Raw genomic sequence first — 24969 nt, forward strand, 5'->3', positions numbered from 1 at the left:
GCGCTCGACTGATCGGGTTCAGGTGCTCGGCCGTCGCGGCACGTAGCGCGGCACCCAGCGCACGAACGCGAGCGCCCCGAGCAGACCGACGACGCCGATGGCGCCCGCTGCGATCGACAGCGACGCCACGGCCGTGAGCCCCGACACCACAAGCGGGCTGAGGGCGCCGCCCGCGTCAGTGATCGTGCGCCACGCCCCGAGGAATGCCGCCGGGCTGTGCTTCGGCGCCACATCCGCGCCGAGCGTGAGCAGGATGCCGCTCGAGAGCCCGTTGCCGACGCCGATGACCGAGGCGAACACACCGAACCACATCGCGGCCTCGCCGGCCTCGTGGGTGAAGGCGAGCGCGATCATCGCGCCGCCCATCAGCACAAGCGCCGGCACCGCGGCCCACAGGCGGCCAAGCGGTCCATCACCTGGCCGCTGGCGTAGAACAGCGCGAACTCCAGTGTCCCCGCGATGCCGACGCAGCGCGATCGTCGACCAACGGTGCTGTAGCGGCCCGTGGAGGGCTTAGAGACGCACGAAAGCCCTCACCGTTAGATGGGGGATGGGTGGGGCTAGTGCGTGTGCGGAGCTGCTAGTGCGGCGCCGCGAAGAGCTCGTCGATGGGCTGTAGCTGCTCTGGCCGTGGAATGGAGAGCGGCCGTCCCGGCGAGGTGACGACGTTGCCTCGCGCGATGATCGCCCGAGATTGCTTCGCCCAGTCGTAGGCGGACCGGATGACGTCGGCGGGGGTCGTGATCCGTACCTCGGCGCTGCGGTTGTTGCGGATCGTGCGGATCGCGATTTCGCCCATGGGCTCGTCCGGCACGTGGCGAATCTCGACGATCTGCCCCGACAATGACTCGCTGGTCTCGGGGCGGCTGCGCTTGAGCTTGCGCTCGACCCTCGAGAGGACCGTTGCAGCCTCGTCGGGGATGACCACACGCTCTGGGATGCCGCCTGGAGCTTGCAGGCCGGGTGCCCACTGAAATCTGATGTCGAGCGATTGCACGCCGGAGTCAGTAGCGATTGCGCGCACTGCGGCGACTATCTCGCTGCTCACGCCGCTCTGGATGAGGTGGATGACGTCGTCCGTCGTCGGCTCGCGATCCGGGACTACTACAACGCTGTTGATCGCGGCGACGGCGGCGGCCAATGTACGCGTAACGCGGCGCTCGCCGGGTTCCACAGCGGTACGGTCGCCTAGGATCTCCCCGTCGCTGAGTTCAGGCGGCTCGACGGGCATAACCACAGGAAGCACGAAGGATCCGCGCCGGGTGTGTGAGAGGCGCATCTGAGCGGCGAAGGCGTCGCCGGGAGGGCTATAGTTCGCACCGATGGTTGGGCGTGGCTTGCGTGCGGTGGTAGCCGCTGCGCGGACCATGCGCCTGGCGTTGGTGAGGACGGTAGAGGCGCTGTCTAGGAGTACGGACTCGTCGACGACGAAGCGGTCGCCGATCTTGTAGTGGTGAATGTCCCGGAACTCGCGCTCGATTTCGTCGGCCATGTCCTGCAAGCTCACGGCGGCGTGGTCCGCCAGTCTCGCGATAACGGCGCGGTACTCCGCCGTACCGGCATCGAGCTCATAAGGGACTGCGATGGCGGAGCCACTTGGCGCGGCTGTCGGTCGCCAGAGTTCGCCGATGAGGCCGCCGCGGTCCGGTACCCAGCCGTTGCGCGTGAGGAAGCTGGCGACGTCGCGTCGCGTAGCGGTCTGGTCGGTCATGCCGCCTCCTCCGTTTCTGTGCTGGGGGTGAACAAGGCGCAGAAGTCCAGGTGCCACTGAGGCAAGGTCTCGCTCGTCACTCGCTGGGACCGGGGAATCTTGATGGTCTTTGTCGTGGCGAACTGGCCGGGCTGGAGCCGTACCCAGTACGCCGCGGTGCGGACCATCTGCGTTCCAGTGATGTCGTGATTCAACCAGGAGCCACTGTCATTCGGGACGACGACGATGACGAAGTAGATGGGGAGCTTGGTGCGTGCCCACTTGGCGATCCACTCGTCCTTGACGCCGAAGCTGAGGAAGTCGTCGTCGCCATCGATCTGGTACTGCGCGGAGGTCTTGACCTGTACGCGCACGGCGCCCTCTGGGAACTCGAGGGTGTAGTCGATTGCGAGGGTGTCCTCGCCGGGGCTGGTCTCGGTGAAGCCGCATCCAGCTTGTCCCGCGACCGCGCGCATGTAGACGACGCCATAGCGCCCTTTTCGGGCGTTCAGGTCGAGTTGCTGGTGCGGTAGGAGCGCTTCCCGGCTGGACGTCGGCGGCATAGCGACACACTAGCGGCGCAATGGCCTAGCTATGGCGTCGCTCTCCCGCTGGGCCCCTGCGGCTGGCTGTCGAGTTGACGAGGCGGCCGAGATCTAGGTACCGACCGATGCGGCCGTCGTGGTCCTTCTTCGACTGGATTCGGATGGAGGCATTAGCGGTCTCGGCGTGCGCCTGCTCGGAGACGAACGCGGTCATCATTCGAGAGTCCGGCACGGACGAGTCAGATCCGCCCTTGAGGAAGTAGAGCCGCCCGCCTGCTCCTCGTGGACCGTTCCGACTTGCCCAGCACCGCGACGGCTGAGGGGTCGAGCGTCCATACAGCGAAGGCCCGGACCTCCCCGGCCACGAGCGCCGCTATGGCCGAATCGAATGCGGGGCGCTTGACCCCTCGCTCGTAGCCGGATTCTCCTGCGTCCGCAGAGCTTGCGGAGGGTGAGACCCTCGCGTGCGGCCCAGTCACGAAGGTCGGCCTCCTGGCGCGTCAGTGAGTCCTTGCCCTGCTGTCGATGGAGAGGCGGAGGTACAGGTCGACGAGGAGCGCCGGGTCGACATCGGCGGCGGTCACGCGCGGGCCGCCTTGGCCGCGACGACGCGCCCCCTCCCATAGCTGGCCCGGGGCGGCCACATGCCGCCCGCGTCGGCGGCGGACATCTGAGCGATATAGTCGGTTTCGTTGGCGCCGATGGCGAGGCCGTGGGAGTCGGTGACGGGGGCGAGTATGAGGTGTCCATTCACGTGTGACGAAGAGGAGACCGCTTTGACGGCGGCTCCTGCTCGACACAGCGGCGAGACCTCCGAGGAGCTCTGGATCAATCGCCGGACCGGGTGTTGCGGTTCACCAACCGTAGAGCAGCGTTCCTCCAAGCAGCGGCAATTGTGGCGGACTTGCTCTGTCGGTCGCCATCGAGAAGGGCGCCGGTTCAGCGGGCTTATCCGCGTAGAGGGGAAGACCTGCGTTACCTGCTGGCATAACCGACGATGCTTTCGACGCCTTGGACCGTATCCGGAACGACCTCGTGCACGCGGACGAACTCGACGTAACAGCGCTTGTGATTCATTGGAGTAGTTGGGCGGGCGCATCAGTCGAGTCTGGCTCCCCACGATGTTGCGGGGCAGTCGTCAACGCATGGAACGCGGGCGAGGCGTCTAGAGATGTCACCCGGCTCATTACGAGGACATTACGCCGTGGGCGGTGAGAGGTTCCAGCGCCTCAGCCCTTGCCACGAGCGAGACTGACCCCGGTGCCTCTGTGGCATTGACGTAGCGCACCGCGTCGGCGCCTGACAACAGAGATTCCGCGTGCGTGTGGTCGCTACCGGCCATCGGCTCTTCAACGAGCACATCCAGATGCACCCGTGCGTCGGGTCTCAGGCGGGTGCTGTAGAGAAAGACCTCAATGGTCCTGCCCGAGTGCACGGCACGGTGCAGAAGGTAATTCGCTCGGTCGGCGGCGGCTTCTCTTGACCCGAGATGGACAAACTGACGCCCAGAAAGCGTCAGCGCGCTCTGGGTACTAGCGTGCCACCACTGACGTGTACCGGCGGCGTTTACATCCTCTACGAGCCAAGCGTCATCACGGAGGACGGCAATGCTCGGTCCGGGCGGCTGCCCACATGTGCAGGTGTCGAATCCGTCGCGTGCAACGGTGCGGGGGCGTGGGAACGAATGACCGGCAGCACACGTGATGCCCAAGGCTCCTGGTACCGCAACTTCCAAGGCATCCGTCGGATAGGGCTCAGCGCCCCCGACGTGCGGCACCAGCAGCTTTCCGTTCGGGTTCTTCGCCGACATCGCGGTCATGCCAGGAGCCTATGCCGTGCTGCGGCTGGCAAGTACCGGCAAAGCAGCGCGAGAAGCAACAGACGGTCACCTTCGGAAGCGCGGGACGTGGACCCTGAGCCGCTCGCTGACGAGGACCCGAGGCTTGGAACATCACACGCCTACGGGAACTATGGGTGCAGATGTGCCCCTTGCACCGCAGCAGCCACGGAGTAGCGCCGGGAGTGGCGTCCCGGTACTGCGCGATGGGTGCCGACTCTGCCGTGTCCGGGTCCTCATTGCTCAGAGCAGAGACAAGTGGGTCTAGCTTGAGGTTGTTGTGGAACACCCAATGCGGCTCGCCGAGAATGTTGCGGAAGCGCTCGACTGCTCCCACGATGGGCTCCACCTCGATGGTCAGCTTTCGTAGGTCTCCCGCATAGAGGGCGTGAACGCGGTGAGCAGCTTCATGGCAGCCAACTGTTCTCGCATGTCCGTGAACTTCGGGATGTCGTAGGCGCTCGGGTAACCGGAGGCAGGCGGCGGGTTGGCTTCCACGCGCCCCGGACTCGGCGGTCGCGCCATAATGTTCCCTTTCGCAGTGGTGATGCTCGTTGTCGGCGGAACTCGATACGTTGGCGGCATGGGGTTCTCGGCTACCGTGCTCACGGTCATGATTGCATCGCCTTCCGACACTGTTGAAGCGCGCGATGCAGTCCAGAATGCTCTCTGGTCCTGGAACGATGCGAACGCCCGCACTCGCGGCGTAATGCTCCTTCCGTGGCGATGGGAGACAAGCGCGGTCCCTGTGCTTGGCGGGGCACCCCAAGCGCTCATCAACGCGCAGGGCCTGGAACGCGCGGACATCGTGTTCGCGTTGTTCGGTAGCCGACTCGGCTCACCGACAGAGGAAGCTGTGTCTGGCACCGTTGAGGAGATTGAGGGAGCAACTGCGCGAGATGTACCCGTTCATCTCTTCTTTTCAACGGCGCCGCTCCCACACGACGTTGACCTCGCACAAGTTCAGGGACTGCGGGCATTTAAGGCTGAGGTGCAGGAGCGCGGGCTGTACGGCGAGTATGCCAATGTCACCGAGCTATCTGCCAAGGTCTGGCAGGCGGTCGAGCACGACCTTGCGGGGATGGACCTCGGTGCTCTTGTAGCGACGAGCGCCACACCGCCGGAGGACATCACGTGGCTTGTGCAGCCCGGGTCTGAGAACCGGGTGGAGTACTCGTCGAAGGGCGTACCGAGGAATCGCACTCATCGCTGGATAGACGTGACCAATCGCCACCTGTCTCGCGATGCCGAAAATGTGACGCTCTCGGCGAACACCGACGAGTCGGGACTTCTTGCCATGGGTCGCGAAGGATCGATGACAATTCACGCCGGTCAGACCTACCGATTGGTGACGATGCGCGGCATGGGTGGCGGGGGAGAGGTGGGGAAGCTCACGGTCGCATGGGACGAGGAAGGCGAACGTCGCCAGCGCACCTACGATGTCGGCTAACCGGAGTCGCACGCTTGCAAGCGTGTCGCGCTTGACCTGCGACCGTTGACCCCTAGACCCATAATGGGCGTGTTGTGCGCGCACGTGCGTCATGAATGCGCTAACTTGTTCTTGCACGGTACTCGTGTGCCTAGCCCGGTCTCCGACCGGGCTTTGTTGTTCCCAGTCCAGCGTGTCGGCTGCGCCGCGAGTGCTTTCCGTCCCTAGCGTCAGAGCGTGCGAACTGCTGCGCGCACTCGCTCCCGTAACGTGAAATCCGCCTGGGACATCCGCGCCCAGCCGAAGCCCGTCATCGAACGGGCTTTTTCTATGCCGTGGGCACCCCAAAGCTCCGCGACCGCTATGTCCTGCGGTCTCGCTCGCCCCATTGGCGAGCACCACCCTGAGGGGAGGTCGCTTGATGACGTTGCTGAACGACATTACGGCGTTCCTCGCTTCGCTGACCGGTCTGGCTCTCGCGATGAACCAGACCATCGCCCTTTTCCGCGAGTCGCGTGACAAGCGGAAGTGCAAGCGCAACCGTCGGCGTCGCTGAGAGCCTCGAAGACAGCGTCAATCACCAATGGTTAAGGAGAACTCTGCCCAAAAGCGGGTGTGCGGTACCCTCCGGCTGTGATGACACTCGCCACATCCGAGGCAGCAACGACGGACTGGTCCACCTTGTTGGAGCGGATAGCAGCGGCGCTAGAGGACAGTCTGGACCCTTGGGGCGCGCCGTTCTGGTCCACGGTCATCGCAACCCTCGTCGGGGTAGCCGTCGGTGCGGTCCTGACCTGGTGGTTTTCCCGCCTACTCCGCAACGCCGAGCAGCAGGACCGTTATGAGGAGCGGTTCGACGACAGGAACTTGCTCTGGATTGACGCGCTGGACGCCTATGCGGACCGCATCTCGGATGAAGCGCAGGAGTTTGGGGACAAGTTCTATAGCGACGAGCCGGGAATACGTGCACTGGTCGGGGACCGGTTCGAGCCGTCGAGTAAGGTGCTGAATGCGCTGGGAACCTTTCGCACACGCATCCGTCAGACGGCCCTCATCGCTCGCGGTGATGATCTGACTGTGCTCTCAGCTATTGAGAACGACGTGCTCGAAAACCGCCATGAGGCCACACAAGGCAACCAGTTGGACCCGGAGTACATCACCCGGATGCATCTGCTGACCAACTCGTTCATGCAATATCGCCGCGGACGGTTGCACCCGTCATGGTTCCGGCATTGGAGCCTGGGTACTGCTATGCCGCAGGTTTACGCGGGCGACCCCCTGAAGCCCGCACCGAAGGAGAACCCCACGACGCAGTACCGGAAGTTCCCACCGCGCCCATACGAGTTATGAGAGCGTTAGTCGTCCGAGCTAGGCGGCTGCGAGCAGTGCTTCGGTCTCCACTTCGCTATTCAGCGGTGTTGCACGACGATGCGCGATGAGCCACCGGCGAGAGCCGAACACACCAGGGCTGAGCGGGTGCACTCCCACATGGAGCAGATGGCGCACCAGTGCTCGCCGCTTCTCGATGGGCGAGGGTGCCGAGACGCGCCGGGGTGATGTCGGGGCTGGGGAGCGGCTGATCGAGCGCCGAGAGGGCGTACAGGGCCGCGAGCACGTGCCACAGGGGGACCGAGCCGGAGGCGCGGCGCAGTCCAGGGCGGCGAGACGATCAGGGCCGCACGATCGCCGACCGCGAGGCAATCGCCGCACGTCGGGGGTCGAGCGTCGCGCCCTCGGCGGTCTTGTCGGCCCGCTCTCTTGCGGCCGTCTCGATCAAGCGGGACAGGACGGGGCAGCCGGTCGTCGGGCCGGTCGTCGGGATGCCGCACACACCGCGGACAGCGGCCAGCACCTCGTTGTAAAAGTCTTGGAGCAGACTTACGCGGTAAGGGCGCGCGTCGGTGTTGGTGCACATGCGCTCATTCCTTGGTTGGCGGCCCCGCTTGCGGGGCAGTGGTGGTAATACGCCCCAAGCCGCTAGGTGACCAATGGTGAGCGGAGAGTCATGAGGCACGCTTCAGCGGTCGGCACACGCCGATCGCGCAGGGGGTCATGCCCTCGGGGGGTCTGTGGGCCGGTCGCAGTGAGGTCGGTTCGGGTGTTCATCGGCCGTTCTCCTCGGGGGCGAGTCGGTAGTGGTCGCCGCCGAACCGCGCCCAGCGCGGTCGTGAGGGCGTGGACGGGCGATCGGACGTCGCGGGGGCTGTTGTCGCGCCTGTAGGGCGCACGGGGCGCGCGGCGGCCGTTTCGGGGCTGCGGTCGCCTGCCCTTGGGCTTGTCGCGCGGCCGCTGGGCCTCGCCGAGATCCGCGCGCAGGATCTCCTGCCGCCAGGACCCACCGGGGTATCTCATGACGACCTCCGCACACGGGACGCGCACGTTAGCGCAGGCCGCGGGTGCAGTGCCGACCGGGCTCGGCGTCGTGCTCGGGGCAGGGGACGCCGAGCGCGCCGGGCACGATGGCCTCGTGGGCGAGGTCGAGGGCGAGCGCGGCGACATCGTCGGGGCTCGCCTCGGGTAGCAGGTCGAGAGGGCCGCGGTCGCCGCGCTGAACCGTCCGGGACTCGCGGCCCGTCCCGCGGTCGGCAGCCTCGGGGTCGAGTCGGCCGTGACGTGCCGATCGGATGCGGTGAATGTCGAGGTCGCGCTCGACTGATCGGGTTCAGGTGCTCGGCCGTCGCGGCACGTAGCGCGGCACCCAGCGCACGAACGCGAGCGCCCCGAGCAGACCGACGACGCCGATGGCGCCCGCTGCGATCGACAGCGACGCCACGGCCGTGAGCCCCGACACCACAAGCGGGCTGAGGGCGCCGCCCGCGTCAGTGATCGTGCGCCACGCCCCGAGGAATGCCGCCGGGCTGTGCTTCGGCGCCACATCCGCGCCGAGCGTGAGCAGGATGCCGCTCGAGAGCCCGTTGCCGACGCCGATGACCGAGGCGAACACACCGAACCACATCGCGGCCTCGCCGGCCTCGTGGGTGAAGGCGAGCGCGATCATCGCGCCGCCCATCAGCACAAGCGCCGGCACCGCGGCCCACAGGCGGCCGAAGCGGTCCATCACCTGGCCGCTGGCGTAGAACAGCGCGAACTCCAGTGCGCCCGCGATGCCGACGATCAGCGCGATCGTCGACGAGTCGAGCCCGATCGACAGGCCCCACAGCGGCAGGATCGCGGGGCGCGACGCCCGCACGAACGACAGTGACGCCGCCGCGAGGCCCAGGCGTGACAGCACACCGCGATTCGCGCGAATGGTGCCGAGGATCCCCATCCGCGCCTGCGTGGGGATGGATCCGGTCACCGCCTCGCCGGTGTCCTCGGGCTCGAACGCCTCCGCCTGCTCCGCCGCGTTGCGTGCGCGCTCGGCGCGGGCGGCGCGTTCGGCGGCGATCGCGCGCTCTTCCGGATCCGGACCGAACGCGACGAGCAGCGCCACCACCACCAGGGATGCGCCGAAGAACCAGATGCTCGAGTGCTCGTCGCCGAAGATCCACAGCAGCGCCGCGGCGATGAACGGGCCGACGAACGCTCCGAGGCGGAACGAGCCGCCCAGCAGCGACAGGGCGCGCGCTCGGAAGGCGACCGGCACGCGTGTCGTCATGAAGGAGTGACGCGCCAGTCCGAACGCGGCGGCGCTCAACCCCATGACGAACACCGACACCATGAGCACGCCGAGATGGCGCGAGAGCAGCATGCCGGCGACGCCGAGCAGCGAGACCCCCGAGGCCACGACCATCGTGTAGCGCTCGCCGAGCCGGGCGACGAGCCAGCCGGCGGGCAGGTTGCCGCACAGCTGACCGACGACGAGCATCGCGGCCACCAATGCGGCGGTGGCGAGGTCGGCCCCGAAGTCGCGGGCCACGATGGGAAGCAGAGGCAGGATCGCGCCCTGCCCGAGCGAGTAGATCGCCGTGGGCCCGTAGACCATCGGCGCATATCGGCGGATCGTCTCGGCCGCCCCGCCGCCCTCACCCGATCCGATCTGCGTCATCTCCTTCACGCTACTCCCGGCGGATGCACGGCGGGACGGGCGGACGGATCCGCACGGCGGACGACCTCGCCGCGATAGGCTGGATTGAAATGCTTGAATACGATCCTTCCGCCGAGATCCAGGCGCTGCGCACCACGTTCGCGAACATCCGAGAGGTCGTCGACGTCGATTCGCTGCGCGCCGACATCGCGCGTCTCGAAGCCGAGGCCGCCGCCCCCGGTCTGTGGGACGACACCGCCAACGCGCAGAAGGTGACCAGCGCGCTGAGCCACACGCAGGCGTCGCTGAACCGCGTCGAGGCGGTCGAGCGCCGTCTCGACGACCTCGAGGTGCTCGTCGAGCTCGCCAACGAGATGGGCGACGAGGACTCCGTCGAGGAGGCCCGCAAGGAGATCACCGACCTCGAGAAGGTCATCAGCGACCTCGAGGTCAAGACGCTGCTCGACGGCGAGTACGACTCGCGCGGCGCGGTCGTCACGATCCGCTCGGGCGCCGGCGGCGACGACGCCACCGACTTCGCCGAGATGCTGATGCGCATGTACCTGCGCTATGCCGAGCGCAACAAGTACCCCGTGAAGGTGCTCGACACCTCGTACGCCGAGGGTGCGGGCATCAAGTCGACCACCTTCGAGATCGACGCTCCCTATGCCTACGGCATCCTCTCGGTCGAGGCCGGCACCCATCGCCTCGCCCGCATCAGCCCCTTCGGATCCGCCGACAAGCGCCAGACCAGCTTCGCCGCGGTCGAGGTCATCCCGATCATGGAGGAGGCCGGCGAGGTCGAGATCCCGGAGAACGACCTGCGCGTCGACGTCTTCCGCTCGTCCGGTCCCGGCGGCCAGTCGGTCAACACGACCGACTCGGCTGTGCGCCTGACCCACCTCCCGACGGGCATCGTCGTGTCGATGCAGAACGAGAAGTCGCAGATCCAGAACCGCGCCGCCGCCATGCGCGTGCTCCAGACCCGACTGCTCCTGCTCCAGAAGGAAGAGGAAGCGGCGAAGAAGAAGGAGCTCGCGGGCACGATCACGGCGTCGTGGGGCGACCAGATGCGCTCGTACTTCCTCTACGGCCAGCAGCTCGTGAAGGATCTCCGCACCGGCTACGAGGTCGGCAACCCGGCCACGGTGTTCGACGGCGACCTTGAGGGCCTCATCAACGCGGGCATCCGCTGGCGCAAGCGCAAGATCGAGGACTGATCGCTCGGTAGCCTGGGCGCATGAGCTCCGACGACGACGCGCTGTCCTGGGACGGCGACGAGGACCGGATCGACAGCCCGTCACCGCGGGTGCCCGCCTCGCCGCCGCGAGGGTGGCGCGCCGTGGGCAAGGGCAGCGAGGCGGTCCCGCCCGCCGACGACGACGCAGCCGTCCAGAGCGCACCCGCCGACGACGACGAAGCCGTCCAGAGCGCACCCGCCGAGGCCGACTCAGGTGCCCCGGCGTCCCTCGGCAACGCGGCGCTCGTGAGCATCGGAGTGATCGCCGGCGTCTACGCGCTCTACGTGGTCGGCTGGGCGCTCGGTTCGTTCCGCCTGCGCGATGTGCAGACCGCCGGCGGTCAGGTCGCCGACGTGATGTTCCAGGCCGCGATGTGGCTCGGCATGGCGGCGCCGATCATCTGGTTCTTCGTGACGATGCTCGTCACGCGCGGATCCGCTCTCTGGCGCCGGTTCGCGGGGCTCGCCCTGGGTATCCTGCTGCTGGTTCCCTGGCCCTTCGTGATGATGGGGATGGTCGGACGATGACCGCCGAGACGCAGACGACGGACCGCACGGCGCCGACCTGGGCGATCGCGACGATCGCCGGCGTGTTCGGCCTGCTCTACGCATACGCCGTGTGGAGCGCGGTCAATTACCTCGTGGAGTGGCAGCAGGCGGCCAGTGCGGCCGGCGCTTCCCTCAACGCCATGGGCTGGATCGTGTGGATCCTCGCGATCGCGCTGCCGATCACCCTGTTCGGGATCGCGCTCGCTCTCGGGCGACGCCGCGGGCTCGTGCGGCTTGCGCTGTTCCAGCTCACGGGGCTCTCTCTGGTGGCCGTCTTCTGGCTCAACGTCGCGGCGTACACGACGGTCTCGCCCATCATCGGCTGACCCCGGGCGACCCGCCCGCGTCAGGAGGCACGCGACGCCTCCGATAGAGTGGGAGGCAGGATCGCGCTCCGCTGGCGTGGCGCGACGGACCCACCCACACCCCGCGCTGTCCCCACCGCGCACGCACTCGAAGGATCTCCACCTCGTGCCGAAGCCCGTCGTCCTCATCGCCGAAGAACTCTCTCCCGCCACGATCGACGCGCTCGGTCCGGACTTCGATGTCCGCACCGTGGACGGCACCGACCGCGGCGCCCTGTTCTCGGCCCTCGCCGACGCGAACGCCGTGCTGATCCGCTCGGCCACGAAGATGGACGAGGAGGCGATCTCGAAGGCTCCCGCGCTGAAGGTCATCGCCCGCGCGGGCGTCGGCCTCGACAACGTCGACATCAAGGCCGCCACGACGGCCGGAGTGATGGTCGTCAACGCGCCGACGTCGAACATCATCTCGGCCGCCGAGCTCACCTGCGGCCACATCCTGAGCCTCGCCCGTCACATCCCGCCGGCCGCCTCGGCGCTCGCCGGCGGTGAGTGGAAGCGCTCGAAGTACACCGGCATCGAGCTGTTCGAGAAGACCCTGGCCGTTGTGGGTCTCGGTCGCATCGGCGCGCTCGTCGCCGCCCGTATGCAGTCCTTCGGCATGCGCGTCATCGCGTTCGACCCGTACGTCACGCCGCAGCGCGCCCAGCAGCTGGGCGTCGAGCTGGGCTCGCTGGACGAGGTGCTCGAGCAGGCCGACTTCCTGACGATCCACATGCCGAAGACGCCGGAGACCACCGGCATGATCTCGACCGAGCAGCTCAAGAAGATGAAGCCGACGTCGTACGTCGTCAACGTCGCGCGCGGCGGTCTGATCGACGAGGCCGCGCTCGAGCAGGCGCTCAAGGACGGCGAGATCGCCGGCGCCGGCCTCGACGTGTTCTCGAGCGAGCCGCCGGCCGACACGCGCCTGACGGGCCTGCACAACGTCATCGCCACCCCTCACCTCGGCGCGTCGACCGACGAGGCCCAGGAGAAGGCGGGCATCGCGGTCGCCAAGTCGGTCAAGCTCGCACTAGAGGGCGACCTCGTGCCCGACGCGGTCAACGTCGCCGGCGGCATCATCGATCCGTTCGTGCGGCCGGGCATCGCCCTGGTCGAGAAGCTCGGCCAGGTCTTCACGGGTCTCGCCCAGAGCGCCGTGACGAACCTCGACATCGAGGTGCGCGGCGAGCTCGCCGCCTACGACGTGAGCGTCTACAAGCTCGCTGCGCTCAAGGGCATCCTGTCGGGCATCGTCAGCGAGAACGTCTCCTACGTCAACGCGCCGCTGTTCGCCGAGCAGCGCGGCATCGAGACGCGCCTCACCGCCGAGACCGAGAGCCCGGAGTACCGCAACATCACGACGCTGCGCGGCGCGCTCGCCGACGGCACCGTGCTGAGCGTCTCGGGCACGCTGGCGGGCACCCGCATGGTGCAGAAGATCGTGGGCATCAACGGCTACGAAATCGAGGTGCCGATCGAGAAGCACCACGTCGTGTTCATCTACCGCGACGCCCCCGGCGTGGTCGCGGTCTACGGCCAGAAGTTCGGCGCCGCCGGCATCAACATCGAGGGCATGCAGGTCGCTCGCGAGCAGGCCGGCCTGGCCCTCAGCATCGTCACCGTCGACCAGCGCGTCGACGACGAGGTGCTCGCCTCCATCGGTCGCGAGATCGACGCGACGCTGATCACCCAGCTCGAGATCACCGAGGCCTGAGACGGGCTTCTGACGCTCCCGGTCGCCGTGCGGCCGGGAGCGTTCTCGTGCGCCCGGACGGTGCGCCCGGGGCGTGGGGGAGCGGCTGTCAGGCGCCGGCGGCGCGCTCGACGACCTTGATGAGCGCCTCGAGCGCGGAGCCCTGAGGCACCGGACCCGGGAGGTCGTTCATGAGGGCGGAGTTGACGTAGATCCCGTCGCTCACAAGCATCACGAGATCGAGGGCCGCGTCATCTCGCACGTGCGGCCGCAGGACATCTGCCCAGCTCGACCGCACGGCCGCGAGCTCGGCGATCGCGTGGGCGTTGCCCCCGTGAGCGAGCCGGCCGACGGCCGTGATCACGCGGTCGAGGGGGAGTCCGACGTCGGCCGAGGTCGAGATGAAGTACGAGATCGGGCCCTGCGGTGCGGTGCGCACCGCCTCCACATCCTCGGCTGCGAGGGTGCGCAGGCGGGCGTACAGGCCCTCCTCGAGCGCTTCGCGCGATCCGAAGTGGTAGAGCAGGCCTCCCTTGGAGACCCCCGCCTCGCGGGCAACCGTCTCGAGGGTGGCGGCCCTCTCGCCCTCGGCGATGAGCACGCGCTCGAAGGCGTCGAGCACCTTGTTGCGTGCGTGCGGCGGACGGCTCATGCGATCAACTTTGTCATGCGCAGGCGATGCCCAGCGACTTCGATTACTGTACCAGCTGGACGGTACACTAATTCGGGAGCAGAAGATGTTGACAGCGAGCACGACCGTGACGGAAAGCGATCGGATCGCGCGCGCGGGCTGGCGGGAGTGGACAGCCCTGGCCGTGCTGATGCTGCCCGTCCTGCTCGTCTCGGTCGACAACACCATCCTGAACTTCGCCCTGCCGGCCATCGCGCGCGATCTCGAGCCGACGAGCGCCGAGCAGCTCTGGATCATCGACGCCTACTCGCTGGTGCTGGCGGGACTGCTTGTGACCATGGGATCGCTCGGCGATCGCGTGGGCCGGCGGCGTCTGCTCATGGCGGGTGCCGTGGGGTTCACGGCGGTCTCGGTGCTCGCAGTCTTCGCGCCCACGGCCGGTTGGCTGATCGCGGCGCGCGCCGCGATGGGCCTGTTCGGTGCGTGCCTGATGCCGTCGACGATGTCGCTGCTGCGCAGCATCTTCCCCGACCGCGACCAGCGCCGCCTCGCGGTGGCGATCTGGGCGGGGATGTTCTCGGCGGGCGCCGCGCTCGGGCCGATCGCCGGCGGATTCCTCATCGAGCACCTGCCGTGGCAGAGCGTCTTCCTTCTTGCGGTGCCGGTGCTGCTGGTGCTGGTCGTCTTCGCACCGATCTTCGTGCTCGAGAGCCGCGATCCGCGACCCGCGCCGGTGGATCCGATCAGCATCGCGCTGTCGATGCTCGCCCTCGCACCGGTCGCCTTCGGCATCAAGGAGGTCGCGGTCCACGGCTGGGCCGGAGCCCTGCCGATCGCCGTCGGCGTCGTCTTCGGAGTGCTGTTCGTGCGTCGTCAGCTGCGTATGGCCGAGCCGATGCTGGACATGTCCCTCTTCCGGCGATCGGCTTTCACCGGATCGCTGCTGGTCAACCTCTGCAGCGTCATCGCGCTCGTCGGCTTCCTGTACTTCGCCTCGCAGCACCTGCAGCTGATCGTGGGGCTCAGCCCCATGGAGGCGGGCTTCGCGCTCGTGCCCGGAATGATCCTGTCGATCCTGGGCGGCCTCGGTGTGACGCCGATCGCGCGCCGGTTCTCCGCGGCCGTCGTGGTGCCCGCATGTCTCGCGTTCGCGCTGGCCGGCTACCTGGTGGTCGCGCTGTCGGGGGCGCATGATCTCTGGCTGATCGTGCTCGCCTTCGCTCTCCTCGGCGCGGGCGTCGGCGCCGCCGAGACGGTGTCGGGCGAGCTCATCCTGGCTCATGCCCCCGCCGCCAAGGCCGGCGCCGCGAGTGCCGTCTCCGAGACCGCGTACGAGCTGGGCGCGGTGCTCGGCACGTCGCTGCTGGGCGGCATCCTGACCGCGGGCTACCGTTCCACGCTCGCGGTGCCGACGGGGGTTCCTGCCGAACTGGCCGCCGAAGCACACGAGACGCTGGCCGGAGCGATGAACGCCGCGGACTCGCTCGGCGGGGAACTGGGGCGGATGCTGCGCGATGCGGCGGCGGCGGCCTTCGACGGCGGGGTGGTCGTCACCTCGCTCATCGGAGCCGGGCTCGTCGTGCTCAGCGGGGTCATCGCCGCCACTACGCTGGGAAGACGCCGCTGAGCTCGCGCCGCGAAGATCCGAGCGCCTCGGCCGCGGCCCTGAAGAAGGAGAGCAATGTCGCGTGTCGTGAAGCTGGCCGTCATCCCGGGTGACGGAATCGGCCCCGAGGTCATCGCCGAGGCCGTCAAGGTACTCGATGCCGTCACCGCCGGATCGGACGTCTCGTTCGAGAAGACCCCCTTCTCGCTCGGCGCCGGTCGCTTCCTTGAGACCGGCGACACGCTCACCGACGACGACCTCGACGCGATCAAGGCGCACGACGCGATCCTGCTCGGCGCGGTCGGCGGCACCCCCGGTGACCCGCGTCTGAAGGACGCGAACATCGAGCGCGGGCTGCTGCTCAAGCTGCGCTTCGAGCTCGACCACTACGTCAACCTGCGCCCGTCGAAGCTGTACCCGGGCCAGCCCGGCCCGCTCGCCGAGCCCGGCGACATCGACTTCGTCGTCGTGCGCGAGGGCACCGAGGGGCCGTACGTGGGCAACGGCGGCTCCATCCGCCGGGGTACGCCCGCGGAGGTCGCGAACGAGACCAGCGTCAACACGGCCTACGGCGTCGAGCGCGTCGTGCGCTACGCGTTCGAGCTGGCAGAGCGGCGTTCGAAGAAGCTCACCCTCGTGCACAAGACGAACGTGCTCGTGAACGCCGGATCGCTGTGGCAGCGACTGGTGAACGAGGTGGCGGCCGAGCATCCGGAAGTCGCCGTAGACTACCTGCACGTCGACGCGGCCACGATCTTCCTGGTCACGAACCCCAGCCGCTTCGACGTGATCGTCACCGACAACCTCTTCGGCGACATCCTCACGGACCTGGCCGGCGCCGTCACCGGTGGCATCGGTCTCGCCGCCTCGGGCAACATCAATCCCTCTGGCGCATCTCCGTCGATGTTCGAGCCCGTGCACGGATCCGCACCCGACATCGCCGGTTCCGGAAAGGCCGACCCCACGGCGGCCATCGGCTCCATCGCCCTGCTGCTCGATCACCTCGGGCTGCGCGAAGAGGCGGATCGCGTCACGCGCGCGATCGAGAGCGACATCAGCGAGCGAGGCTCCGCGCCTCGCACCACGGTGGAGATCGGCGACGCGATCGCCGCTCGCCTCCAGGCGTAATCTGGGCGCACGCGCCCGCGACGCCCGAACAAGACAGGACCGTCACACATGACTGACACCACTGAGACCGCCCAGGCCGCCGCTCTCGAGTTCACCGTCACCAAGAATCTCGCGGCGAAGTCGCCGGCCGAGCGGGACGCGATCCTCGCGGACCCCGGATTCGGCACCCACTTCACCGACCACATGGTCGACATCTGCTGGTCGGAGCGCGGCGGGTGGCACCGCCCGCGTGTGTCGCCGTACGGCCCGATCAGCCTCGACCCCGCGGCCGCGGTGCTGCACTACGGGCAGGAGATCTTCGAGGGCATCAAGGCGTATCGCCACGCTGACGGCGGCATCTACACGTTCCGTCCGGAGGAGAACGGCAAGCGCCTGCAGCGCTCGGCCCGTCGTCTCGCGCTTCCCGAGTTGCCGGTCGACTACTTCGTGCAGTCGCTGCGCGAGCTGGTCGCCGTCGATGGCGCGTGGGTGCCGTCTGGCGAGGACCAGAGCCTCTACCTGCGACCGTTTATGTTCGCGAAGGAGGCGTTCCTCGGGGTGCGCGCGGCGAAGAAGGTCGCGTACTACGTGATCGGCAGCCCGGCCGGCTCGTACTGGCCGCGCGGCATCAAGCCGATCAACATCTGGCTCGAGCAGACCTACCAGCGCGCAGGCAAGGGCGGCACGGGAGCGGCCAAGACCGGCGGCAACTACGCCGCCAGCCTGCTGCCGCAGGCCGAGGCCTACGAGCGTGGCTGCGACCAGGTCGTCTTCCTCGACGCCGACGGCTACATCGAGGAGCTCGGCGGCATGAACATCCTGTTCGTGAAGAAGGACGGCACCCTCGTGACGCCGGCCTCGGACAGCATCCTCGACGGCATCACGCGCAACTCGATCCTCGAGCTGGCGCGAGACCGCGGCCTCACGGTCGAGCAGCGCCCCGTGTCGCTGACCGAGTGGCGTGAGGGCGTCGCCTCCGGTGACATCACCGAGGTCTTCGCGTGCGGCACCGCGGCGGTCATCTCGCCCATCGGCCTGCTCAAGAGCGACGAGTTCGAGGACGCGCAGCCCATCGGCGAGCTCGCCCTCTCGCTCCGCGAGGAGCTGACCGACATCCAGTACGGCCGCCGCGAGGACACCCACGGCTGGCTGATGCGTCTGGACGCCTGATCCCGCACGACCCGAACGCCCCGCTCTCCGGAGCGGGGCGTTCGTCGTTCGGGCCCACGGGGGACGCGGATCGGTCGGCGCGCGAGCTCGACGACGTCGGGCGCACCGGCTGACTAGGCTGATCGGGTGAAGATCGCGCGCTTCAGCCACCAGGACACCATCCGCTTCGGCATCCTCGACGGGACCGAGCTCGTTGTGCTCGCGGGCGACCCGCTGTTCGCCGGGTTCGACACCACGGGGGAGCGCGTGTCGCTCGCCGACGTCGCTCTGCTGGCCCCGGTCATCCCGCGCTCGAAGGTCGTGTGCGTCGGACGCAACTACCACGATCACGCCGCCGAGCTCGGCAACGAGGTGCCCAAGCAGCCGCTGCTGTTCTTCAAGCCCAACACGTCGGTGATCGGGCCGGGCGACACCATCGTGCGCCCGCCGCAGAGCCAGGACACCCAGTGGGAAGGCGAGCTCGCCGTGGTCATCGGCAAGATCGCCAAGAACGTCTCGGCCGCCGACGCCCACGACTACGTGTTCGGCTACACGATCGCGAACGACGTCACGGCGCGCGACCTGCAGAAGCCCGACGGACAGTGGGCGCGAGCCAAGGGCTTCGACACCTTCTGCCCGCTGGGCCCGGCGATCGAGACCGACTTCGACTACTCGCAGGGCGAGGTCATCACGCGCCTGAACGGCGAGGTGAAGCAGCAGGCGCCGTTCGCCGACATGATCTTCGACATCCCGTTCCTCATCGAGTACATCACCGCGGCGTTCACGCTGCTGCCGGGCGACGTGATCCTGACGGGCACCCCCGCCGGCGTCGGAGCGTTCCAGGCGGGCGATGTGATCGAGGTCGAGATCCCGGGCCTCGGCATCCTGCGCAACACGGCGCGCGACGCGCTGATCGCCTGACGTGACGACCGCAGCCGTCCCCGATGCCGCGGAGATCGCGCGCCTCCAGGGCCGCACCGTGCGCGTGCTCGCGGCGGGGCAGGTGCTGGGAGGTGTGGCCTTCGGCGCGACCGTGTCGCTGGGCGCGCTGCTCGCGGCCGACCTGTCGGGCCGGGAATCGCTGTCGGGCTTCGCGACCGCATCCGTCACGCTCGGAGCCGCGCTGTGCGCGATCCCGCTCGCGCGTCTGGCCGGTCGCCGTGGTCGGCGCTTCGCGCTGACGCTCGGCAACGTCTTCGCGCTCGTCGGGATCGCCATCGTGATCCTGGCCGCGGCGATCCGCTCCTTCCCGCTGCTGCTGGCGGGGGTGATCCTGATCGGCGCGGGAAACGCCGGCAACCTGCAGTCGCGCTTCGCCGCCACCGATCTCGCCACCCCTCAGCGGCGCGGACGCGACCTCGGCACGGTGGTCTGGGCCACCACGGTCGGCGGTGTGCTCGGCCCGCTGATGACGACGCCCGGCGAGGTGGTCGGGGCCGCGATCGGCATGCCGCCGCTCACGGGTGCCTACCTCTTCTCGATCGTCGCCCAGATCGCAGCTCTCGTGCTGTACCTCGTGACGCTGCGCCCCGATCCGCTGATGCTCGCACAGCGCGTCGCCCTGTCGTCGGGGTCGTCCGGGCCGGTCGTCGAGTCCGATCGCCCCGTGGCCGCCCGCTACGCGATGCTTGCGGTGGCCGCGTCGCACGTGGTGATGGCGTCGGTGATGGCGATGACGCCGATCCATCTGTCGCACCTCGCGGGGGTCGGCACCGGACATGCCGGCCACGGTGACACGACCGCGGTGACTCAGCTGGTCGGCGTCACGATCGCGCTGCACGTGTTCGGCATGTACGGAGCCTCGCCGCTGTTCGGCTGGCTCGCGGACCGCCTCGGCCGTGTCAACACGGTGCTCATCGGGCTGGGCATCCTGGTGATGTCCCTCCTGACGCTCACGCTCTGGCCGGATGAGCACGCCGCGGTGATCGTGGGGCTCTTCCTGCTGGGCCTCGGATGGAGCGCGGGCACCGTCGCCGGATCGGCCCTGCTCACCGAGGCGACGCCCCTCGCGCGCCGCCCTCGTCGGCAGGGTCTCAGCGACACCACGATGACCGCATCGGCCGCCGTCGGCGCCGTGCTCGCGGGCATCGTCCTCGAGACGTTCGGCTACGGCACGCTCGCGCTGATCGCCCTGAGCGTCGTCGCGGTCACGGCCGCGCTGTCGCCGCTCGGCCGGCGCTGAGCCGAGCGGTTCAGGCGCGCAGCGCTCGCACCGCTCGCTCCACGTCGCGCTCGTCGTTGTACACGTGGAAGCCGACGCGCGCGCGTCCCGCGCGTCCCGACGCGATGATGCCCGCGTTCGTGAGGCGGGCGAGCTCACGGCCATCCGGATCCGGCCACGAGACGATCGCGCTGGGGATCGCCGGTTCGCCGACGCCGATCGCCTCGCGGAAGGCCGCCGCCAGCGCCGTGGTGTGCGCATGGCTCGCCCGGGCGTCGGCCGAGGCGAACAGCGCGAGCGACTGCTCGGCGCCGAAGAACGCCGGCCAGGCGGGGGAGACGTCGAAGCGCGTGGCGTCGTCGGCGAGGTGCACCTCGTGTCCGTAGCAGGAGGACCACGGATCCGCCCCGGCATACCAGCCGGCCTGGAGGGGCGGGATCTCGCGGGCGAACGACTCCGAGAGCGCGAGGAAGGCGACACCGCGCGGTGCGCACAGCCACTTGTACGCGTGGCACACCAGCGCATCCACCTGCGTCGCATCGACGGGCATCCAGCCGACGGCCTGCGCTCCGTCGCACAGCGTGCGTGCGCCGTGGCGGTGCGCTGCCTCGGTGATCGCGCGCAGGTCGGCGACCTCGCCCGTCGCCGACTGGACGAGTGAGAAGGCGACGAGCGACGTCTCCGGCCCGATCGCATCTGCGAGCGCCCGGAGCGGGACCGCGCGGACGCGCAGACCCTGGGGTGCGTGCGCGAAGGGCAGCAGCAGCGAGGAGAAGTCTCCCTCCGGTACGACCACCTCGGCACCCGCCGGCAGCGCGGCGGCGATGAGGGAGGTGAATGCCGACGTCTGCGAGCCGATGGCCACCCGCTCGGGCAGGGTGCCCACGAGGGCGGCGAAGTGCGCCCTGGCGCGTTCGGTCGCCGCACTGTACGCGACAGGATCGGCGTGGCCGTCGGCCGACGCCATGGCATCGGCGATGAGCGCATCGCGCGTCGCCAGGGGGAGGACGCCCACGGTGCAGGTGGCGAGGTAGTCGGCGCCGGCCGCGAAAGCGTCGCGCAGGGGGAGCGGGGAAGCGGCGATCGTGGTCATGGTTCGAGCCTCGCCGACGGTCTGTCATTCGTCTACGACAGGTGAGGGATGCAACACATGCAGTCTTGTTATGCTCGCTGCATGTCCCGCCTCGAAGAACCCGCGCACATGCCGGACCCGATGCTCGGCGCGCAGGACCTGCGGCTGATGCGGGCGATCGCCGACTCGGGGTCGATCACGGGTGCCGCGCTCGCGCTCGGCTACAGCCAGCCCGCCGTGAGCCAGCACATCAAGCGCCTGGAGAGCCGCACCGGGCTGCCGCTGATCGAGCGGGTCGGACGCCGAGCGCGCCTGACCGAGGCGGGGCGGGTGCTCGCACGCCACGCCCCTGCCGTGGCGACCGCGCTCGAGGCCGCGCAGGAGGATCTGGCGCAGCTGCGGGGTGGTGGCCGTGGGCAGGTGCGCCTGGCCGGGTTCCCGTCCGCATCCGCCTCGCTGCTGCCGCGCCTGCTCGCGGACCTCGGGCGCAGTGAACCCGGTCTCCAGGTGCTCTATGTCGAGGCCGAGCCGCCGGAGGCGGTGGACGCCGTCCGCGAGGGTCGCGCGGATGTCGCGCTGACCTTCAGCTTCCCCGGTGACCGCGACGACCCGCATGGGCGCAGCGCGCGCGGACTGTCGATGCGCGCGATCGGGCAGGAGGAGCTGCTGCTGGTGCTGCCCGCCGACCACCCGTCCGCTGCACGCGAACGGGTCGACATCGCCGACCTGTCGGAGGAGAGCTGGATCGGCGGATGCCCGCGTTGCCGGGGGCACCTGCTCGAACTCTGCGGGCGGGCGGGCTTTGTGCCGCGCATCGCATTCGAGACCGACAACTTCGTCGCGGTGGAGGGGCTCGTCGCCCAGGGCATCGGCGTCGCCACGCTGCCGCGGATCGCGCTCGATGCCACCGCGCGACGCGAGGGGGTCGTGATCCGGCCGCTCCCCGCGGGCGAGCGTCGCACGCTGCACCTCGTGACGGCCCGGGGTGCCGATCGCCTCCCCTCCGTGCGGGCGGTCACCACAACGCTCGAACGTCTGATCCGGCAGGTCATCGATCCCGTGGCCGCCCGCTGAGGCCCACGGAGTCGGCAGGATCCGCAACTAAGCTGGACGCGATGTCTTCTGCACCCGATCCCCGCACCACGACGGCCACCGGCTCCGACGTCCGCGTCCGCTTCTGCCCGTCTCCCACCGGTCTGCCGCATGTCGGCCTGATCCGCACCGCCCTGTTCAACTGGGGCTACGCGCGCCACCACGGCGGCAAGCTCGTGTTCCGCATCGAGGACACCGACGCCGCGCGCGACAGCGAGGAGAGCTACCAGCAGCTGCTCGACGCGCTCCGCTGGCTGCACATCGACTGGGACGAGGGCGTCGAGGTGGGCGGCCCGCACGCGCCCTACCGTCAGTCGCAGCGCAGCGACCTGTATCTCGAGGTGCTCGAGAAGCTCAAGGCCGCCGGCGCGGTCTACGAGAGCTTCTCGACGGCCGAGGAGATCGACGCTCGCAACGAGGCCAACGGACGCGCCAAGCAGATGGGCTACGACAACTACGACCGTGACCTCACCGAGGAGCAGAAGGCCGCGTTCCGCGCCGAGGGGCGTCAGCCCGCGCTGCGCCTGCGCGTGCCGGACGAGGACATCACCTACGTCGACCTCATCCGCGGCGAGGTGACGTTCCCTGCCGGATCGTTCCCCGACTTCGTGATCGTGCGCCCGAACGGTGCGCCGCTCTACACGTTCGTGAACCCGGTCGACGACGCGCTGATGGGCATCACCCACGTGCTGCGCGGCGAGGATCTTATGCCCTCGACCGCTCGCCAGCTCGTGCTGTACGCCGCCCTCGTCGACGCCGGCGTCACCACGTTCATCCCGCGCTTCGGCCACATGCCGCTGGTGCTCGGAGACGGAACCAAGAAGCTCTCGAAGCGCGACCCGCGCGCGGATCTCTTCCTGCATCGCGAGCGCGGATTCATCCACGAGGGTCTGCTCAACTACCTCGCGCTGCTCGGCTGGTCGATCGGCCATGACCGCGACGTCTTCTCGCTCGAGGAGTTCATCGCAGCCTTCGACATCGCCGACGTGAACCCGAACCCGGCGCGCTTCGACCAGAAGAAGGCCGAGTCGATCAACGGCGACCACATCCGCATGCTCGAGCCCGCCGATTTCGCCGAGCGCATCGTGCCCTACCTGGTCAAGGCGGGTGTGGTGGGTAAGAACCCGACCGACGAGCAGCGCGCGCTGATCACCGCCGCGGCCCCGCTGATCCAGGAGCGCCTGCCGCTGCTGGGCGATGCCCCGGGGCTGCTGGGCTTCCTGTTCGCGGATGAGGTCTCGTACGACGACGACGCGCTTGCGGGTCTCCCGGACAACGCCGCGGAGGTGCTGAACGCGTGCGTCGCGGCCCTCGAGCTCGTGCCCGAGACCGAGTTCACCGCTCAGGCGATCCAGGATGCCCTCTCGTCGGCGCTGATCGACGGCCTCGGCCTCAAGCCGCGCGTCGCCTACGGCCCGCCGCGCGTCGCGATCTCTGGTCGCCGCGTCTCGCCGCCGCTGTTCGAGTCGATGGAGCTGCTGGGCAAGCAGGCCTCAGTGGCGCGTTTGGCGGCGCTTGTGCGGCACCTCGCGGCCTGACGCGACACGCCCGCGCTCGGCTCCCGGTTTGGCCTCTGTCGAGGGTTGACGTAAGCTTGATCTTCGGCACGGGGTAACCCGGGAAGCCATTGGGGTATGGTGTAATTGGCAACACGGCGGTTTCTGGTTCCGTTGTTCTTGGTTCGAGTCCAGGTACCCCAGCAAGAAAAACCCCCGCTCCGGCGGGGGTTTTCTCGTATCCGGATGTCTTCGCAGTTCGTTCGTGACGGGGCCGAGGAAGCGCTCCCGGCCCTACTCTGGCGGCATGACGAGTCCCTCACCGCGCCGTGTCGGCGTGATGCTGCCGCGTGACCTGCCTCTCGACGAGCTGACCGAGTTCGCCCGCCGATCCGAGCGCCTCGGCTTCGACGAGGTCTGGGTCGTGGAGGACCTCGGCTTCCGGGGCGGTATCGCGCAGGCGGCGGTTGTGCTTGCCGCGACGTCCGAGATCACCGTGGGCATCGGGATCCTGCCGGCCGGCGCGCGCAACGTCGTGTTCGCGGCCATGGAGATCACAACGCTCGCGCGGCTGTTCCCGGGGCGTCTCACCGTCGGCATCGGTCACGGGATGCCGGACTGGATGGCGCAGGCCGGCGCCTGGCCGAAGAGCCCCCTCACGCTGCTGAAGGAGTACACGGTGGCGCTTCGTGCTCTGCTGCGCGGGGATGATCCTCCCGCGGGCGGCCGCTACGTCGACGTGTCGGGTGTGCGACTCGAGGAGCGCCCGACCGAGCTTCCTCCGGTGGTGCTGGGGGTGCGGGGTCCGCGATCGCTGGCAGCCGCCGGCGCCGTGTCCGACGGTGTGGTGCTCGCCGAGCCGTCGGCGCCGGGCTACATCGTCGACTCGCTCCGCCGCGTCACCGCCGAGCGAACCGCACAGACGGATCCTCTCGTCATCACGTACGACGTCGCGGCGGTCGCCGACGATCCCTCCGTCGCGTTCGACAGGGTGCGTCCGGGCCTCGCCTGGATCGGCGAGCCTGACTGGCGCGTGCACATCGCCCCTCTCGACTTCGCGGATGAGCTCGCCGCTCTGCGAGCCGAGTGCACCTCACCCGCGGAGTTCGGCACCAGGCTGCCCGACGCCTGGGTGGCGGAGCTCGCCCTGGCAGGCACGCCGGGTCAGGTGCGCACGAGGATCGCCTCGCGTCACGAGGCCGGCGCGACGACCGTGGTGCTCGCGCCGGTCGGCGCCGATCGCCTCGGTGCGCTCGATGACCTCGCGCGGGTGCTGCGCTGATCGGCCAGGGCGGCTGCAGGCCTCTGCGGGATGAGCCGCGTGCCCGACGGGCGGAGGCGGAGCAGCAGCTCGGCGA

23 protein-coding genes, 1 tRNA gene and 1 pseudogene are annotated in these 24969 nt (G+C 68.9%); 17 read left to right on the forward strand and 8 right to left on the reverse strand.

Annotated features, from left to right (window positions below):
• Positions 1 to 18: 18 nt before the first annotated feature.
• The 4 genes and pseudogenes from J5V96_RS10160 to J5V96_RS10175 all read right to left on the reverse strand — a co-directional run.
• Positions 19 to 467: pseudogene (locus tag J5V96_RS10160) on the reverse strand (MFS transporter); the annotation flags it as partial.
• A gap of 113 nt (positions 468 to 580) precedes the next feature.
• Complete coding sequence (locus J5V96_RS10165) at positions 581 to 1711, reverse strand: hypothetical protein (protein WP_208503446.1); 1131 nt, start codon at positions 1709 to 1711, stop codon at positions 581 to 583.
• Complete coding sequence (locus tag J5V96_RS10170) at positions 1708 to 2253, reverse strand: DUF4365 domain-containing protein (RefSeq protein WP_208503448.1); 546 nt, start codon at positions 2251 to 2253, stop codon at positions 1708 to 1710. Before J5V96_RS10170 ends, J5V96_RS10165 begins: the two co-directional genes overlap by 4 nt.
• Positions 2254 to 3421: 1168 nt before the next feature.
• Entirely contained in the window at positions 3422 to 4054 is a 633-nt protein-coding gene (locus tag J5V96_RS10175; RefSeq protein ID WP_208503450.1) for a hypothetical protein, read from the reverse strand.
• A 565-nt stretch (positions 4055 to 4619) separates the two neighbouring features.
• Between J5V96_RS10175 and J5V96_RS10180 the strand changes: the two genes are divergently transcribed.
• The 3 genes from J5V96_RS10180 to J5V96_RS10185 all read left to right on the forward strand — a co-directional run bounded on the left by J5V96_RS10180 (position 4620) and on the right by J5V96_RS10185 (position 6851).
• Complete coding sequence (locus tag J5V96_RS10180) at positions 4620 to 5522, forward strand: DUF4062 domain-containing protein (RefSeq protein ID WP_236014760.1); 903 nt, start codon at positions 4620 to 4622, stop codon at positions 5520 to 5522.
• Between the two features lie 400 nt (positions 5523 to 5922).
• The gene (locus tag J5V96_RS17285; RefSeq protein ID WP_268927565.1) at positions 5923 to 6057 is read left to right on the forward strand and encodes a hypothetical protein; all 135 of its coding nucleotides are present in this window, start codon (positions 5923 to 5925) and stop codon (positions 6055 to 6057) included.
• A gap of 77 nt (positions 6058 to 6134) precedes the next feature.
• A complete protein-coding gene (locus J5V96_RS10185) occupies positions 6135 to 6851 on the forward strand; it encodes a hypothetical protein (RefSeq protein WP_208503452.1) in 717 nt (238 codons plus the stop codon).
• 319 nt (positions 6852 to 7170) lie between these two features.
• Here the strand turns inward: J5V96_RS10185 and J5V96_RS10190 are convergent, their stop codons facing one another.
• Positions 7171 to 7416: a hypothetical protein gene (locus J5V96_RS10190; RefSeq protein ID WP_208503454.1), complete on the reverse strand. Its 246-nt coding sequence runs from the start codon at positions 7414 to 7416 to the stop codon at positions 7171 to 7173.
• Positions 7417 to 7851: 435 nt separating this feature from the next.
• Here J5V96_RS10190 and J5V96_RS10195 point away from each other — a divergent pair, with 435 nt between their 5' ends.
• Positions 7852 to 8022 carry a hypothetical protein gene (locus J5V96_RS10195; RefSeq protein WP_208503456.1) on the forward strand — a complete coding sequence of 57 codons (171 nt, stop codon included), beginning with the start codon at positions 7852 to 7854 and terminating at the stop codon, positions 8020 to 8022.
• A gap of 141 nt (positions 8023 to 8163) precedes the next feature.
• On the opposite strand, the gene J5V96_RS10200 is transcribed toward J5V96_RS10195, so the two are convergent.
• Positions 8164 to 9489, reverse strand: a complete 1326-nt coding sequence (locus tag J5V96_RS10200) for an MFS transporter (RefSeq protein ID WP_236014740.1) — start codon at positions 9487 to 9489, stop codon at positions 8164 to 8166.
• Between the two features lie 89 nt (positions 9490 to 9578).
• On the opposite strand from J5V96_RS10200, the gene prfB reads away from it, so the two are divergent.
• The 4 genes from prfB to serA all read left to right on the forward strand — a co-directional run bounded on the left by prfB (position 9579) and on the right by serA (position 13318).
• Entirely contained in the window at positions 9579 to 10688 is a 1110-nt protein-coding gene (prfB, locus tag J5V96_RS10205; protein WP_208503458.1) for a peptide chain release factor 2, read from the forward strand.
• A 20-nt stretch (positions 10689 to 10708) separates the two neighbouring features.
• Positions 10709 to 11236 carry a DNA polymerase III subunit gamma/tau gene (locus tag J5V96_RS10210; RefSeq protein WP_208503460.1) on the forward strand — a complete coding sequence of 176 codons (528 nt, stop codon included), beginning with the start codon at positions 10709 to 10711 and terminating at the stop codon, positions 11234 to 11236.
• Complete coding sequence (locus tag J5V96_RS10215; protein WP_208503462.1) at positions 11233 to 11583, forward strand: bacitracin resistance protein; 351 nt, start codon at positions 11233 to 11235, stop codon at positions 11581 to 11583. The genes J5V96_RS10210 and J5V96_RS10215 overlap by 4 nt, the downstream gene beginning before the upstream one ends.
• A 145-nt stretch (positions 11584 to 11728) precedes the next feature.
• Complete coding sequence (gene serA / locus J5V96_RS10220; protein ID WP_208503464.1) at positions 11729 to 13318, forward strand: phosphoglycerate dehydrogenase; 1590 nt, start codon at positions 11729 to 11731, stop codon at positions 13316 to 13318.
• A gap of 88 nt (positions 13319 to 13406) precedes the next feature.
• Here the strand turns inward: serA and J5V96_RS10225 are convergent, their stop codons facing one another.
• Complete coding sequence (locus tag J5V96_RS10225) at positions 13407 to 13949, reverse strand: TetR/AcrR family transcriptional regulator (RefSeq protein WP_208503466.1); 543 nt, start codon at positions 13947 to 13949, stop codon at positions 13407 to 13409.
• A gap of 85 nt (positions 13950 to 14034) precedes the next feature.
• On the opposite strand from J5V96_RS10225, the gene J5V96_RS10230 reads away from it, so the two are divergent.
• The 5 genes from J5V96_RS10230 (at position 14035) to J5V96_RS10250 (ending at position 19972) form a co-directional block, all read left to right on the forward strand.
• A complete protein-coding gene (locus tag J5V96_RS10230; RefSeq protein WP_208503468.1) occupies positions 14035 to 15555 on the forward strand; it encodes an MFS transporter in 1521 nt (506 codons plus the stop codon).
• Positions 15556 to 15609: 54 nt separating this feature from the next.
• Entirely contained in the window at positions 15610 to 16662 is a 1053-nt protein-coding gene (locus J5V96_RS10235) for a 3-isopropylmalate dehydrogenase (protein WP_208503470.1), read from the forward strand.
• A 48-nt stretch (positions 16663 to 16710) separates the two neighbouring features.
• Positions 16711 to 17811 carry a branched-chain amino acid aminotransferase gene (locus tag J5V96_RS10240; RefSeq protein ID WP_208503472.1) on the forward strand — a complete coding sequence of 367 codons (1101 nt, stop codon included), beginning with the start codon at positions 16711 to 16713 and terminating at the stop codon, positions 17809 to 17811.
• Between the two features lie 126 nt (positions 17812 to 17937).
• Entirely contained in the window at positions 17938 to 18711 is a 774-nt protein-coding gene (locus J5V96_RS10245) for a fumarylacetoacetate hydrolase family protein (RefSeq protein ID WP_208503474.1), read from the forward strand.
• Between the two features lies 1 nt (position 18712).
• Positions 18713 to 19972 carry an MFS transporter gene (locus J5V96_RS10250; protein WP_208503476.1) on the forward strand — a complete coding sequence of 420 codons (1260 nt, stop codon included), beginning with the start codon at positions 18713 to 18715 and terminating at the stop codon, positions 19970 to 19972.
• Positions 19973 to 19982: 10 nt separating this feature from the next.
• On the opposite strand, the gene J5V96_RS10255 is transcribed toward J5V96_RS10250, so the two are convergent.
• Positions 19983 to 21044 carry an aminotransferase class V-fold PLP-dependent enzyme gene (locus tag J5V96_RS10255; RefSeq protein WP_208503478.1) on the reverse strand — a complete coding sequence of 354 codons (1062 nt, stop codon included), beginning with the start codon at positions 21042 to 21044 and terminating at the stop codon, positions 19983 to 19985.
• A gap of 81 nt (positions 21045 to 21125) precedes the next feature.
• On the opposite strand from J5V96_RS10255, the gene J5V96_RS10260 reads away from it, so the two are divergent.
• The 4 genes from J5V96_RS10260 to J5V96_RS10275 all read left to right on the forward strand — a co-directional run bounded on the left by J5V96_RS10260 (position 21126) and on the right by J5V96_RS10275 (position 24893).
• Positions 21126 to 22097, forward strand: a complete 972-nt coding sequence (locus J5V96_RS10260) for a LysR family transcriptional regulator (protein WP_236014741.1) — start codon at positions 21126 to 21128, stop codon at positions 22095 to 22097.
• 41 nt (positions 22098 to 22138) lie between these two features.
• Positions 22139 to 23653 carry a glutamate--tRNA ligase gene (gene gltX, locus J5V96_RS10265; protein WP_208503481.1) on the forward strand — a complete coding sequence of 505 codons (1515 nt, stop codon included), beginning with the start codon at positions 22139 to 22141 and terminating at the stop codon, positions 23651 to 23653.
• Positions 23654 to 23743: 90 nt separating this feature from the next.
• A tRNA-Gln gene (locus J5V96_RS10270) sits at positions 23744 to 23815 on the forward strand.
• 103 nt (positions 23816 to 23918) lie between these two features.
• On the forward strand, positions 23919 to 24893 hold the full coding sequence (locus tag J5V96_RS10275; protein ID WP_208503483.1) for an LLM class flavin-dependent oxidoreductase: 975 nt from the start codon (positions 23919 to 23921) through the stop codon (positions 24891 to 24893).
• Positions 24894 to 24969 lie beyond the last annotated feature (76 nt).

Origin of the sequence: Microbacterium stercoris, assembly GCF_017592545.1 — a bacterium.
Classification (GTDB): domain Bacteria; phylum Actinomycetota; class Actinomycetes; order Actinomycetales; family Microbacteriaceae; genus Microbacterium; species Microbacterium stercoris.

Bases quoted from the DNA above. Each gene is read 5' to 3' on its own strand.
- J5V96_RS10190 (WP_208503454.1), bottom strand. From the start codon at position 7,416: ATGTGCACCAACACCGACGCGCGCCCTTACCGCGTAAGTCTGCTCCAA.
- J5V96_RS10215 (WP_208503462.1), top strand. From the start codon at position 11,233: ATGACCGCCGAGACGCAGACGACGGACCGCACGGCGCCGACCTGGGCG.
- J5V96_RS10200 (WP_236014740.1), bottom strand. From the start codon at position 9,489: ATGACGCAGATCGGATCGGGTGAGGGCGGCGGGGCGGCCGAGACGATC.
- J5V96_RS10170 (WP_208503448.1), bottom strand. From the start codon at position 2,253: ATGCCGCCGACGTCCAGCCGGGAAGCGCTCCTACCGCACCAGCAACTC.
- J5V96_RS10240 (WP_208503472.1), top strand. From the start codon at position 16,711: ATGACTGACACCACTGAGACCGCCCAGGCCGCCGCTCTCGAGTTCACC.
- J5V96_RS10225 (WP_208503466.1), bottom strand. From the start codon at position 13,949: ATGAGCCGTCCGCCGCACGCACGCAACAAGGTGCTCGACGCCTTCGAG.
- J5V96_RS10175 (WP_208503450.1), bottom strand. From the start codon at position 4,054: ATGACCGCGATGTCGGCGAAGAACCCGAACGGAAAGCTGCTGGTGCCG.
- J5V96_RS10195 (WP_208503456.1), top strand. From the start codon at position 7,852: ATGACGACCTCCGCACACGGGACGCGCACGTTAGCGCAGGCCGCGGGT.
- J5V96_RS10230 (WP_208503468.1), top strand. From the start codon at position 14,035: ATGTTGACAGCGAGCACGACCGTGACGGAAAGCGATCGGATCGCGCGC.
- gltX (WP_208503481.1), top strand. From the start codon at position 22,139: ATGTCTTCTGCACCCGATCCCCGCACCACGACGGCCACCGGCTCCGAC.
- J5V96_RS10180 (WP_236014760.1), top strand. From the start codon at position 4,620: ATGCTCGTTGTCGGCGGAACTCGATACGTTGGCGGCATGGGGTTCTCG.
- J5V96_RS10235 (WP_208503470.1), top strand. From the start codon at position 15,610: ATGTCGCGTGTCGTGAAGCTGGCCGTCATCCCGGGTGACGGAATCGGC.
- prfB (WP_208503458.1), top strand. From the start codon at position 9,579: ATGCTTGAATACGATCCTTCCGCCGAGATCCAGGCGCTGCGCACCACG.
- J5V96_RS10255 (WP_208503478.1), bottom strand. From the start codon at position 21,044: ATGACCACGATCGCCGCTTCCCCGCTCCCCCTGCGCGACGCTTTCGCG.
- J5V96_RS10275 (WP_208503483.1), top strand. From the start codon at position 23,919: ATGACGAGTCCCTCACCGCGCCGTGTCGGCGTGATGCTGCCGCGTGAC.
- J5V96_RS17285 (WP_268927565.1), top strand. From the start codon at position 5,923: ATGACGTTGCTGAACGACATTACGGCGTTCCTCGCTTCGCTGACCGGT.
- J5V96_RS10210 (WP_208503460.1), top strand. From the start codon at position 10,709: ATGAGCTCCGACGACGACGCGCTGTCCTGGGACGGCGACGAGGACCGG.
- J5V96_RS10260 (WP_236014741.1), top strand. From the start codon at position 21,126: ATGTCCCGCCTCGAAGAACCCGCGCACATGCCGGACCCGATGCTCGGC.
- J5V96_RS10165 (WP_208503446.1), bottom strand. From the start codon at position 1,711: ATGACCGACCAGACCGCTACGCGACGCGACGTCGCCAGCTTCCTCACG.